Genomic DNA, 12,747 nt, shown 5'->3' on the forward strand with positions numbered 1-12,747 from the left:
GGATAAACCAACTTTAAAGCTGATTTTCGTACATTAACATACAAATACGCGTCAATACGCTACAAAGGAGCACAAGACTCCAAATATTTGAATATTGGTCAGTAAATAATGTACCTGAGTAGTTACGAATCTTTTAATAGGTAGATTTAAATACCTTTCTAAAGAAGGCTATCGAAAGTATCATTCAATTTTATCAAATTGAAAAAAGTCATAATATAAAAAGGAATAAGATTTGGGTTTTTCGTTTTTCACAAATACAATTTCTTCCCCTCCATCCATTGCAATGAAAGTTAACTCACCAGTTTGTGAAAGAACAGAATTCAAATAGCCATTTGAATCTATCATTTTTAACTTCCTATTTTCGAGGATAACCTCAACCACTAATTCTCCATTTACATCAGGTACAGATCCTCCCTCTTCATTGTATTTATATTTGCCAATTAAGCTTTTCAAATGGTCTAGGTCAGATTCATAGGATGCTATCAATTCAGGCTCTTTAATTCCCCACCCATAATACGCAGAAATAGAATAAAGTATCTCGTTGATCAAAGGGCGTCCATTATCGGCATTTGTCATGATGATTACACCATCACCCCTATTAGCAAATGCAATCATTTCAGTTGTAAACCCTTCATTTTTACCACCATGTTGAAAAATCAAGCTATCAGCATCCCATCGCAAAGACGGCCCCAAACCCCAGTTATTCAAACCCTTGGTCAACATCAACTCAATGGTTTCTTTTGATAAAAACCTGTTCTCTTTTCCAGCCAATATTTGTTGTATTTCAATACAATATTTGGCTAATTCAGAGGGTGTCGTCCAAAGTCCAGCAGCTGCTTTTTCGGGATAATTATGCCAAAATCCATCTATTATTTCCCCTTTTCTGTTGTATGCAGCACTAGCTAATGACTCTAGTCCAATAGGCAGAGGCTGCTGAAAGGTGCTGTTAGTCATTCCTATAGGTTGCAACACTTTCTTATACATAATCTGTTCAAAAGACAATCCGCTAACGTCTTCAACTATCTTTTCCATCAATGTATAACCACCACCCGAATATCTCCAAATACTACCTGGTATTGTATCCAAAATTATTGCTGCCGTATTCCCTTGGCCATTGAGTACTTGAATTAAATTTGGGAGGGATTGATTTCGCTTATATCCCGGAAATCCATGACCTGTCAGTCCAGATGTATGCGATAGAAGTTGCTTGAGGGTTACTTTATTGTCTTTGGTAAATTGATTGTCTGGAATCTTCCATCCATCTAAATAGGTATTAATATCGGTATCAAGATCAAGTAAACCTTCTTCAAAAAGCTTTAGAACTGATAGTGCTGCCAATGGTTTACTTATTGAACCTGCCTGAAATAGTGTGTTTTCATTGACTACCACTTCTTTGCTATTAATCGTACTCACTACCCCATAGCCCTTGGCCCAGTGTATTTTCCCACCTTTGATGACAGCTATGCTTACACCTGGAACATTGTAATGGATCATCCGATCTGACAAGTTATATTTACTTGGGGATTCACCTTCAATTTGAATTGCGGTAGTTAAGTTATTTTCTATTTCATTAATTTCAAAATCTACCGATCCATTATCCTTATGACTACAGGAAAAGAAAAGAAATATAAGGGCTATTATTAAAGTATATCCTATTTTCATTTTGCAGTGTGATTTAAATGAGTGTTGATAAAAGAAAGGAAATTGCTGTCCCTTCAAGTATTAAAATAAATTCGAAGAATCTCATGTTTGACTTTTATGTTTTCGACAAACATATAGAAAAGTAGTCTTTAAGGTCAAATTTGACCTATGGACAATTGATGGACAGGTTCAAAAATTAAATAAAAGCTAAATTTTTAGTAAAAAAAGATCAAGATTTTCCTTTGGATCCAAGTCCATTTTTTTCCTCAGTCTATACCTTGCTTTATTTACACTTGCAGGAGTTATATTCATCAATCTACTTATTTCCTTAGCAGTGAGTTTCATCCTAATGAGAGAACATAATTTCAATTCATGCTCTGTGATATTAGGAATCAAATCAGTAAGTGTAAGATTGAAGTTGGGATGAATTCTGTCAAACTCAGCAAAAAATGTATTGATAGCAGCTGAATTCGAATCAAGTCCTAAAGAGTTCAGCAACATTTGACTTAAGTCTAACTCTAACATTGAGTTTCTCTGTCCAAGTTCAACAAATTCTCGGTCAATTAATTTTTGTTCATACTGCTTAAAATTGTCACCTTTTCGATTGACCTTATCCCTGATACGCTTCAATTGCTTTTTTCTACCAAAATAAGAAATTGCGATAAAACCAACTATAAAAAACAACATACCGCATATAAACAGTAAACAAAAAATAAACCATGAATGCGTGTCAACTCTAAAGTCCATTGGAATAAATATTTATAATACAATATCCTTTAAAACTATAGAATAGTTTATAGAATTACTCACTTTAGAAAACTAAATTTTACTTTTCCTTTTAAAAAAAAACTACACTTAAACTCCAATAATGAAACTCAAGTGTAGTTACCCTTAATCTCACGCTCTCTCGCTTCTTAATACACGGTACTTAGTACATTGTACTTAATACATTTTCAATCTATAAGCTTAGGAAATTCTTCAATATCTGCTCTCCTACCAAGCCACTTTTTTCGGGGTGAGCTTGCATGGCGTAGAAGTTATCTCTATGCATCAAACCTGCAAAGTCAAGTACATAGTTTGTCCTAGCTATGGTATATTCACTGAGCTCACAATAGTAGCTATGAACATAATAAACGAAGGATTCATCCGACAAACCTTTCAATAATGGAGTTTTAAGGTCTGTGAGATTATTCCATCCAACATGCGGCACTTTGAAATCTGCCTGAAATTCTGGGGTAAACTTTTTAACTTTTACCGGAAAAATTCCTAAACAGGTTGTATCATTCTCCTCAGAATGTTCACAAAGTAATTGCTGCCCAAGACAAACCCCAAAAAAGGGTTGTTCTAAAGTAGGGATCAATTTGTCCAATTGCTTTTCTTTGAGGTATTTCATTGCTGTGCTTGCCTCTCCCTGACCCGGAAATATCACTTTATCTGCTTTGGAAATCTCCTCAACATCATCAGTCAACACTGCTTGCACACCCAATCTATCTAAGGCATAAAGCACAGATTGTACATTGCCGGCATTGTATTTTATTATGGCTATTTGCATTCGGATTTTAGTTTTCAGTCCCGAGCTATCGGGATTAGAGCTAAGGTTTAGATTTAGGTATTCTAAAATCTTAACGCTGATTATGTGTCTGCAAAGTTAGAAATTATCGATTCTAGCCCTTCATTTTTGCAAAAACTTCTATACAAGTTTAGCATATTTAAGAGATTATTTTTTCAAATAGGCTCTAACTCTTGGGATCGCCATGATTTCCTTTTGTCTTCCATCAAAATAAATCACTTTCTCCCCATCAAAATAAGCTCCCTCCTCTAATTGGAAAACAACGTCTTTTCCCCACTCTTCCACATGAACGGTGGCACTTAATTCAATAGCGTACGCAGTATTGGGATATAAAGGGTAGTCGCCAGCACCTTTGGTATCACCTTGATTGTCCCACATGCCAATAGTCGGCCCAGATGCGTGACCATGATAGCCCAATGGATGAGAGTAAATACTTCCTTTAATATTTTCTTTAGCCATTTCAGCCCTAGTTTCTTTCAGGATCTCATTCCCTGTTCTTCCTGATACAAATTGAGAAGTCAAGATATCTTGTAGCCTATTACCTACTTTGAGTCCTGCTTGCAAAAAAGCAGGCACCTCCATTTCGTCTTGCTTGAGTACGTAGGCTAGCTGTTGAGTGTCGGTATTCAACCTTAAGTAGGTGATCCCAAAATCTATATGTAGCAAATCACCTGGTTGAATCACATTTTCCTTGACATCCATCTTTCCTTGTTTGGAGTTTGATGAGGAACTTTTTTCTGAACGCTGTAAATCAACAGTTGGTTGAAACCAAGTATCGAGTTTTCGTTCTTTTATTCTTTCTCTGTACCACCATACTACATCCTCTGTAGTAGTTACCCCTGGGGTAATCACATCTTCTGAAAGTCCTTCTGCAATGATTTGATTTGCAATAGTTTGCATATGTCGATAGGTAGCCATTTCACTTGGTGTCCTCGTCTCAAGCCAACCCACTGCAAGTTTTTCCCCTGATACTATTCTTTGATTGAGTTCTTTAGAAAGATTCGACTTCAACAATTCAAAATCAGTCACCGAAATCCCATCTGCATGCCCATAAGTATCCGAAAAATTGACAGCTATTGCTTTTGGGTTTCTTTCTTCAATCACTTTGCTAAGAGCTTTCCACTGATCAGGTTCTACCTCAGGATCCCATGCTTTCTTAAATGCTTTGCCTACATCATATCTCGCCACTGCAATTGCTTCTACCTTATCTTGATTGTCAGCCTTATGGATTACGAGCATAGTCCTCCTCCTAGCGGCAAACCATGTAGCTGGCAAAAAAGTCCTGATTACAGGGTCCTCGTTATATTCCCTTGAAATCAGCACCCACATATCTACACCTGCCCTATCCATGAGCTCTGGCAATAAATACTCAATTCTTTCTTCAAGTCTTTGCTCCACCACATCAGCTTGAGCTCGTTGGGAGAGAACTGCGGGGTGTTGAGCCAATAGGTCCAGTTGAACCAACACCAATAGAGTAACTAACAAGTAAATTTTTCTCATCATATTTATTTAAAATTCAATAATACATCTCTCATTGGCTAGCAAGGACTTTATCTCTTGCTTATCCCAAGATTTTTTTATCTCATAAAGATTTGATTCATATTCTTTTTTAAAGCCTTTTCTATAAATGGCCTCGACAAACCTCCTTACATCTGTCTTATTCTCTAAAATCAATTTGGGTACTGTAGTAGGCTTATCATCATCCCCTTTGGCTACCATGGTAAAATAGCAAGTATTGGTGTGCTTGACTTCTCCTGTTTTTACGTTTTCAGAAATCACCTTAATACCAATTATCATCGAGCTATTACCGACGTAATTCACAGAAGCTTTGAGAGATACTAACTCTCCTACCTCTACAGGCTGCAAAAAATCTACTGTATCCACGGACACAGTGACACAATATGCCCCACTGTGCTTTGAGGCAGTAGCATAAGCAACTTTATCCATAAGCGACAACAATATACCTCCGTGTATTTTACCCCCAAAATTGGCATATGAAGGAATCATCAACTCTGTAATTGTGACACGTGAAAAACTTGCATTTCTGGCTTCAATCATCTCTATTTTTTTGATTGAAAATAGAGAGTAATAAATGAAACACCAAAAGAGGCTGAAAAAAACTTGTTGTAAATTAAATCTTGCAAAACAAACTAAAACAACACCTTAGTTGAAGCACCACCTAAAATGAGCAATAGCATATTGTTTTTGATTGATTTATAGTGACAATAGACCTCTAGGTTTCACTAGATTATTTCTAATAACCAATTGGTTATCCATATAAACCGGAAAGGTCTGCAAATTTTTAAGCACTAAGTAAAGTCTTCTTTCTCAGGAGACCTTTGCTTAAAGTATGAAATCTTACCAATAGCATGACTCCTGTGATAGAAAGTCCAATAAGCAATCCATACCAAACACCTAGTTCCTTTAAGTCTAAGATAAAAGCAAAGAAATAGCCTAAAGGTAGACCTATCACCCAATAGGCTATCAATGTAATAATCGTAGGTACTTTCACATCAGCCATACCTCTCAAGGCTCCCAAACCAACTACTTGTATACCATCCGACAATTGGAAAATCCCTGCTATCACCAAAAGGCTGGCACTCATGCTGATCACAACAGGATCGTCTATGTAAAGCGATGGTAAAAACTCCCTAAATACAATAAATATAAACGCTGATATAAGCATGAATAATGCAACCATAGCAAAGACAGTGAAACCAGCTTCCCGAAGTGTTTTGATATCATTTCTACCTAATTGATTACCAACTCTCACCATGGCAGCTGATGATAGCCCAGAGGCCATCATGTAACTAATAGAGGCCAAGTTGATGGCGATCTGATGTGCAGCCAGAGCCGTAACTCCTATCCACCCCATCATTATGGCAGCCGTACTGAATGCACCTACTTCAAAAATATATTGAAATCCAGTAGGAACACCAATCCTTATCATTTTAGACACCATTGGAAAAGAAAACTTCTTGATTCGAAATCCAAGATCGAATCTCTTATATCTTTTCGATTTGAAAACATAATAGGCAATGATGATCCCCATCAAAATCCGTGAGATCAAAGTAGCCCATCCTGCCCCATTCAAGCCTAATGCGGGGAAACCCAAATTACCATAAATCATCACCCAGTTCAAAAACACATTGAGTGCATTACATACCAAAGTAATATACATGGCTTGTTTGGTCTGTGAAAGACCTTCAGCAAACTGCTTGAAAGTCTGAAAAAACATGAAGGGCAATATGGAAATCGTAATAATGATCAAATAAGGAATAGCAAAAGTGACTACTTCCTCCGGCTGATCCATAAACTTCAACAAAGGTGTAAACAAGGTGATAAGGATAAAAAGGATAAAGGCTGTCGCTGTATTGATTACAAATCCATGTCTAAACAACCTACCTATCTTATTGTCTTTTTTCTTCCCATCTGCCATCGCTACCAATGGTGTAATGGCCATTGACACCCCGATTCCGAACATGAGAACCACAAAAAATATGCTATTGGCAAGTGATGCGGCAGCCAAAGGAATAGCTCCTAACCTACCAACCATCATAGAGTCAGCCACTCCTACCAATACTTGACCTAACTGGCTAAGCATAACAGGATATGCTAATGTGAAAGTTTTTGAAAAGTGATCTTTGAATGCAATCGTATTCATGAATATTGGGCAGGGTTAATCTTGAGGGATCAAATATCGAACAATTTGGCCACTTTGAGTAGCCCAGCTATAGATATCGCGTCGGTAATTTCTCCATTCATCACTTTATCTATAGCATCTTTGAGAGGTAACTTAATGATTTCAAGCTGTTCTGTCTCTTCAAATTCAGTTTCTCCCTGAGTCAATCCTTCCGCTAGAAAAATAATACCTGACTCATCAGTGACAGAATTTGAAGTATGGATTTTCATGATTTCCGTCCATTTTTCTGCTATCAGTCCAGTTTCTTCTTTTAGTTCACGTTGGGCATTGTATAGATCATCTTCACCCAATATTCCGCCACCCATAGGGATTTCCCAAGAATATTCATCTAAAGTATAGCGGTACTGTCCTACTAGCCAAGTATTACCCTCATTGTCTATAGGAACGATACCAAGTGCCTTATTTTTGAAATGTACCATTCCGTATGTTCCAGGATTTCCCGACGGAATGATAACATCTCTATGCGTCACTTCAATCCAAGGGTTTTCAAATACTGTTTTTACTGAAAGGGTTTTCCAAGGGTTTTTCATGATTTTTGATATAAAAAAAGGAGACTATCGCTAGCCTCCTGTGGTTGAGATAGTAATGTTTGATTATGCTGGTATAGGAAGAACTTTGCTATCCTTGAAAGTAGACAAAATCACCATAGACTGCATAGAATCTACTTCTTTGATTTCACTCACTTTTTCCAACATCAATTTCTGATATGCAGTGATATCTTTAGCAATGATTTTCAAGATGAAGTCACCTGTACCAGTGATGTGATGACATTCTATTACCTCTTGAATATCATTGATTTCCTTCATAAAAGCATCAATATTACCTTTATTGTGGCCAATCAAGCTGACCAAAACAAATGTACTTACACCTAAGCCAATCCTTTCTGGATCTAGTTTTGCGTGATAGCTTTTTATTATACCTGATTGCTCAAGTTTTTTAACTCTTTCCAAAGTTGGTGCTGGTGATAAGCCTATATCTTTTGAAAGTTGGGCATTGGTGATTTTAGCGTTAGCTTGAAGGATTTCTAATATCTTTCTGTCTATTTTATCGAATTTTACTCTTACGCTGTTATCCATATTATTTAAAATTTTCAAAATTTTATGTGGCACAAAGTTAATATAATTTAAAATTATTTTATAGTCAATTTCAATAAAAAACGACTGGTATTACAAAATATTGTTATCAATTAACGTAATTTAATAGAATAAATCAATCGAATTCAATTAAGTAATTGAAAATATTCAAATTATCTCTTGGCAAAACGATTTCAATTACCCAAATCTTAGCTTAAAGTTTATTCTTTTTGATGTAATCTCTAGCCTCTTTGTGTGCAGGGTGCTTTCTTTTAGCATACTTCTTCACTTTGTTGAAATAGTCTTTCGCCTTTTTCTTATCCTTTTCTTCGTTTGCCATCTTCCCTAAAGCAATGAGTGAGTATAAGTAATATCCACTCTCTTGACTTTCTGATTCCTCCCCATAAGACAAAGTCTTCAAATAATATTTCTTCGCTTCTTTTTTATTGCCTATCCTATCGTTGTATTGAGCAATATAAAAGGCTGCATACCTTCCCGAATTTGATTCATAGCCCGTCCACGATTCATCTATTCGCTTGAGGATTTCTAGGGAAGTCTCATTTGCTTCTACCATCCTTCCTACTGCATAGAGGTGTCTGGCATGTGAGCGATGAAAATAAGGATTGTTTGGGTATTTGCTATGCAGATAATCTGTTATTTCTAAAGCTTTGTAGGGCTGCTTTTCTTCAGATGCATATAATCTAAAGAGAAAATATTGGGCTTCAATACGCGCGTAAAATGCATTTTGAGCAACATCTTCCAGTTGTTTCAGTCCAAGTTTTTTATCTCCTTTTGGAAAAAAGGCAAGCACAGGCTTCAAAAGTGGGTAATTTTCTGGAATCCAAACAGAGAAATAATTAAAAAGTGCATCTCCCAAAAGCAATTCTGGATTAAGCTCATCGTCTCCTTTACTAAGGTTAAGGTATTTCATTGCGCTTTTTCCTGCAAATGTTGCTTTAGTCCAACTTTTTCGTTCACTATATAGCCTACCCTGAAACCCATAGGCACCTGAAAGAAAAAATGCGGCCTCTTTATTTTCAGGGTTTTTCTTATACATTTTTTCAGCCTTGGCGATTGCTTTATCCATTTGACCTATAAAAACAGCATCATGCTTCTTGTTCTCTAAATCTACAGCGATCTTCCACCATGTACTCAAGCCCAACAAAAAATCAGGAAGTGGATGATCTGGATGCTCCAAACCCATCACCCTAAAACCACGCTCGGCAGTGGCAAAATCAAAATTGTAAAGGCTATTTACTGCATCTGTGATTCTAAACTGCAAGCTTTTGTCCAATAATAAATATTCTGATCCAGTCTTTGCTGATGCACCAGCCTCTGCCCCATCTTGAGCTGATACTGACCCCATCAGCAAAATCCCTATCAGCATCAACATAAAATGTCTATATCTCATTATTTTTTATGATTTTTTCTGCAAAACTATCAGGTATTACAAACAATAAATTACTTTTATCTAAAATTAATTTTTGCTCAATGAGTAAACCTGATTCCCAAACTGCACAACGAATATTAGAAACAATTAATTTCGACAAAAGATTATTTTTTATCATTTTATCATTATTATTTATCATCATAAGGTATGTCACCAATGATATTATCTTAGATACCATCTATGCTGGTCGGGAATTATCTGAAAATGGTTCTTTATCATTTTTCCATATTTTCAATGCGCTACACTACATTTGGACCCCATTTTCAATATTATGGAAAGTCACATTGATTACCTTCTTTTTATGGACGGGATCTTTTGCTTTAGGTTTCAGGATAAATTTCAAGCCACTCTGGGCTTTCGTACTGATAGCTGAGACAGTGTTTATCTTACCCGAGTTGGTAAAAATGATTGTCTTCTTGAGTCCCTCACCTGACACCACCTTTCAAGAGATACAAAATTATAGTGCACTGTCTCTGGCTTCATTGTTAGACCTTAACACGATCAATCCTCAGTATCATTACCCTTTGAAAGCACTCAATGTATTTGAAATTCTTTACATCTACTTACTGACCATGGGTGTACATACCTACAGCAAAAGGAACCTTAAAGAATCATTTTTGATTGTAATTGTGGGTTATGTATTTGTTTTCCTTATATGGCTCACATTTTACATCTTAGTATATAAGTGATTGAATTGAAAAAAGTAAACAATACATTTTCCATTATTCAATTATATCTCAATTAGAAAGCATATTTAGGGCTTGCTGAAAAAGCCTAAGGTATACCTGGTTCAAAGCGGGCGAATGAAGATGTATACCTATACTTCGAATGAGCCCAATGAAGAAGATGGTATGTCACTAGCACGAAAATTTCGTGTTTTGAAATTTTCAGGAGCACGGAAATTATATTAGATCACTTAAAAAGCTTGAACCTGTTTAAAAAATAATTACTTGTAAAAGGAGTATTCATGAAAAAGGGAGTATTCACGAAAATTTAAATAATTTATTAGCCAGTTGGCGTTATTCAGCACGCCTTATTTAAACCTTTCTCAAAGTTTGATGGTAAAAACATAAGCAAGCTTTTGGACTTTTCTAAACTTTGAAATAAATAAGCTAAACGAGATTGATTATTAAGTTAAAATAAAACCATAGAAATCATATGAATCCATTATTGGAAAAATTTAAAACACCATTTGAGACTCCACCTTTCAAAAAAATAGAGACTGACCATTTTCTCCCTGCGATTCAAACTGGCATTGCTTTAGCCAAAGAAGACATCGAACGTATCAAAGCTGAAATTGAACCAAGCTTTGAGAATACCATTGTGGCTTTAGACAATGCAGGAGAGCAACTTTCATTAGTCTCATCGATTTTTTTTAATTTAAATTCGGCAGAAACAAATGAAACCATACAATCACTAGCTAGAGAAATATCACCTCTATTGACGGCTCATAGCAATGATATTCTTTTGGATAAGAAGCTTTTTGAGAATGTAGAAAAAGTATATCTCCAAAAAGAAAATTTGGGACTTTCTGTTGAGCAACTATCTCTCTTAGAAAAAACATACAAAAGCTTTGTAAGAAATGGGGCAAAGCTTGACAAAGAACAACAGGCAAAACTCAGGGAAATAGATCAAAAACTTTCTCAACTGAGTTTAAAATTTGGTGAAAATGTATTGGCTGAAACCAACAAGTATAAGCTAATCGTAGAAAAAGAATCAGATCTTCAAGGTCTTCCAGATGCTATCAAAGAGGCCGCCTCTCAAGAAGCTGAAAATGCAGGAGAGACAGGTAAATGGATTTTCACTCTTGCTTTTCCAAGCTATATCCCTTTTATGACCTATGCCAACAATCGCGAACTTAGAAAAGAGCTTTTCATAGCATACAATACCAAGTCAAGTAAAGGCGATGAGCTAGACAATCAAGAATTTATCAAAGAAATGCTCCAATTGAAGAATGAAAGGGCTAAGTTGCTTGGGTATGAAAATTACGCAGCTTTCATCTTGGAAGAACGAATGGCCAAAAATAGTCAAGCTGTTCTAGATTTCTTGGATAACCTCTTACAAAAAGGAAAGCCAAAAGCTGTAAAGGAAATTCAAGAACTTGAAGCTTTTGCCAAGGCGCTTGATCAAATTGACCGTTTAGAAAAATGGGACTTTGCATACTATGCAGAGAAGCTTAAGAAGCAAAAATATGATGTTGATGATGAACTTTTAAGGCCATTTTTCAAGCTTGAGCAAGTTACACAAGGAGTTTTCGAAACAGCCAAAAAATTATTTGGAATTACTTTCAAGAAAAATGAAGACATTGAAGTCTATCATGATGATGTTACAGCATATGAAGTAATAGATAAGGAAGGCAAACACTTGGCTGTATTTTATGCTGATTTTTTCCCAAGAGCTGGAAAGCGAAATGGTGCATGGATGACCAGCTTTAGAGGTCAAAAAATTCACAATGGTGTAGCGCAAAGACCTCACGTTTCTATCGTGTGCAACTTCACCAAGCCAACCAAATCCAAACCATCTCTACTTACATTCAATGAGGTCACTACCTTATTTCATGAATTTGGACATGCTTTGCATGGCATGCTTGCAAAGGGCACTTATGAATCGCTCACTGGCACTCATGTCTTCTGGGACTTTGTGGAGCTACCTTCTCAGATATTCGAGAATTGGTGCTATGAAAAAGAATGCTTGGATCTTTTTGCTAGCCACTATGAAAGCGGAGAAAAAATATCTCCTGAATTGATCCAGAAGATTAAAAATGCTTCAAATTTCCACCAAGGATACCAGACAGTAAGACAAATCAGCTTTGGTCTTCTAGATATGGCATACCATAGTGTAGACCCTAGTGAAATCAAAAGTATACCAGACTTTGAAAAAGGGCAAATGAGAAGCACCTCTTTACTTCCAGAAGTCGAAGGAACACTCATGAGTACATCATTCTCTCATATTTTCCAGGGTGGATATGCCGCTGGCTACTACAGTTACAAATGGGCAGAAGTATTAGACGCAGATGCATTTGAGCTATTTTTAGAAAAGGGAATCTTTGATCAACAAACCGCCCAATCATTTCAAGAGCATATTCTATCAAGCGGGTCAAAGGAACATCCAGCAGTTTTGTATAAACGATTTAGAGGAAGAGAGCCTAAGCCTGACGCCTTGCTCCGTAGAGCTGGATTAGTATAAATCGGGTAGGAGAAACGGGATTAATTCCCGTTTCGACCTCCCACACCACCGTACGTACCGTTCGGTATACGGCGGTTCCTTGCTTTACGCCCTCTAAGAGAACGGGTTGACGTTGTTTTCAGTT

General features: G+C 36.5%; 11 protein-coding genes. 2 read left to right on the top strand and 9 right to left on the bottom strand.

Annotated features, from left to right (window positions below):
- Nucleotides 1-180: 180 nt before the first annotated feature.
- The 9 genes from MM239_RS19570 to MM239_RS19610 form a co-directional block, all read right to left on the bottom strand.
- Nucleotides 181-1,662 (bottom strand): serine hydrolase domain-containing protein, encoded by a 1,482-nt coding sequence (locus MM239_RS19570; RefSeq protein WP_241350020.1) that lies wholly within the window; start codon nucleotides 1,660-1,662, stop codon nucleotides 181-183.
- Nucleotides 1,663-1,848: 186 nt separating this feature from the next.
- A complete protein-coding gene (locus MM239_RS19575; protein WP_241350021.1) occupies nucleotides 1,849-2,388 on the bottom strand; it encodes a helix-turn-helix transcriptional regulator in 540 nt (179 codons plus the stop codon).
- Nucleotides 2,389-2,599: 211 nt separating this feature from the next.
- A complete protein-coding gene (hisH, locus tag MM239_RS19580) occupies nucleotides 2,600-3,193 on the bottom strand; it encodes an imidazole glycerol phosphate synthase subunit HisH (protein WP_241350022.1) in 594 nt (197 codons plus the stop codon).
- Between the two features lie 165 nt (nucleotides 3,194-3,358).
- Nucleotides 3,359-4,714 carry a M24 family metallopeptidase gene (locus tag MM239_RS19585; RefSeq protein ID WP_241350023.1) on the bottom strand — a complete coding sequence of 452 codons (1,356 nt, stop codon included), beginning with the start codon at nucleotides 4,712-4,714 and terminating at the stop codon, nucleotides 3,359-3,361.
- 6 nt (nucleotides 4,715-4,720) lie between these two features.
- Nucleotides 4,721-5,269, bottom strand: a complete 549-nt coding sequence (locus tag MM239_RS19590) for an acyl-CoA thioesterase (RefSeq protein WP_241350024.1) — start codon at nucleotides 5,267-5,269, stop codon at nucleotides 4,721-4,723.
- Nucleotides 5,270-5,513: 244 nt separating this feature from the next.
- On the bottom strand, nucleotides 5,514-6,875 hold the full coding sequence (locus tag MM239_RS19595) for an MATE family efflux transporter (protein ID WP_241350025.1): 1,362 nt from the start codon (nucleotides 6,873-6,875) through the stop codon (nucleotides 5,514-5,516).
- A gap of 29 nt (nucleotides 6,876-6,904) precedes the next feature.
- Nucleotides 6,905-7,444 carry an NUDIX domain-containing protein gene (locus tag MM239_RS19600; protein WP_241350026.1) on the bottom strand — a complete coding sequence of 180 codons (540 nt, stop codon included), beginning with the start codon at nucleotides 7,442-7,444 and terminating at the stop codon, nucleotides 6,905-6,907.
- Between the two features lie 63 nt (nucleotides 7,445-7,507).
- Nucleotides 7,508-7,990, bottom strand: a complete 483-nt coding sequence (locus MM239_RS19605) for an Lrp/AsnC family transcriptional regulator (protein WP_076502638.1) — start codon at nucleotides 7,988-7,990, stop codon at nucleotides 7,508-7,510.
- Nucleotides 7,991-8,201: 211 nt separating this feature from the next.
- A complete protein-coding gene (locus MM239_RS19610; protein ID WP_241350029.1) occupies nucleotides 8,202-9,353 on the bottom strand; it encodes a tetratricopeptide repeat protein in 1,152 nt (383 codons plus the stop codon).
- A 125-nt stretch (nucleotides 9,354-9,478) separates the two neighbouring features.
- Here MM239_RS19610 and MM239_RS19615 point away from each other — a divergent pair, with 125 nt between their 5' ends.
- Both MM239_RS19615 and MM239_RS19620 read left to right on the top strand, forming a co-directional pair.
- Nucleotides 9,479-10,126: a sulfate ABC transporter permease gene (locus MM239_RS19615; RefSeq protein WP_241350027.1), complete on the top strand. Its 648-nt coding sequence runs from the start codon at nucleotides 9,479-9,481 to the stop codon at nucleotides 10,124-10,126.
- 469 nt (nucleotides 10,127-10,595) lie between these two features.
- On the top strand, nucleotides 10,596-12,623 hold the full coding sequence (locus tag MM239_RS19620; RefSeq protein ID WP_241350028.1) for a M3 family metallopeptidase: 2,028 nt from the start codon (nucleotides 10,596-10,598) through the stop codon (nucleotides 12,621-12,623).
- Nucleotides 12,624-12,747 lie beyond the last annotated feature (124 nt).

Origin of the sequence: Belliella filtrata (assembly GCF_022549775.1) — a bacterium.
Classification (GTDB): Bacteria; Bacteroidota; Bacteroidia; order Cytophagales; family Cyclobacteriaceae; genus Belliella; species Belliella filtrata.

Bases quoted from the DNA above. Each gene is read 5' to 3' on its own strand.
- MM239_RS19570 (WP_241350020.1), bottom strand. From the start codon at position 1,662: ATGAAAATAGGATATACTTTAATAATAGCCCTTATATTTCTTTTCTTT.
- hisH (WP_241350022.1), bottom strand. From the start codon at position 3,193: ATGCAAATAGCCATAATAAAATACAATGCCGGCAATGTACAATCTGTG.
- MM239_RS19610 (WP_241350029.1), bottom strand. From the start codon at position 9,353: ATGGGGTCAGTATCAGCTCAAGATGGGGCAGAGGCTGGTGCATCAGCA.
- MM239_RS19595 (WP_241350025.1), bottom strand. From the start codon at position 6,875: ATGAATACGATTGCATTCAAAGATCACTTTTCAAAAACTTTCACATTA.
- MM239_RS19585 (WP_241350023.1), bottom strand. From the start codon at position 4,714: ATGATGAGAAAAATTTACTTGTTAGTTACTCTATTGGTGTTGGTTCAA.
- MM239_RS19615 (WP_241350027.1), top strand. From the start codon at position 9,479: ATGAGTAAACCTGATTCCCAAACTGCACAACGAATATTAGAAACAATT.
- MM239_RS19590 (WP_241350024.1), bottom strand. From the start codon at position 5,269: ATGATTGAAGCCAGAAATGCAAGTTTTTCACGTGTCACAATTACAGAG.
- MM239_RS19620 (WP_241350028.1), top strand. From the start codon at position 10,596: ATGAATCCATTATTGGAAAAATTTAAAACACCATTTGAGACTCCACCT.
- MM239_RS19600 (WP_241350026.1), bottom strand. From the start codon at position 7,444: ATGAAAAACCCTTGGAAAACCCTTTCAGTAAAAACAGTATTTGAAAAC.
- MM239_RS19575 (WP_241350021.1), bottom strand. From the start codon at position 2,388: ATGGACTTTAGAGTTGACACGCATTCATGGTTTATTTTTTGTTTACTG.
- MM239_RS19605 (WP_076502638.1), bottom strand. From the start codon at position 7,990: ATGGATAACAGCGTAAGAGTAAAATTCGATAAAATAGACAGAAAGATA.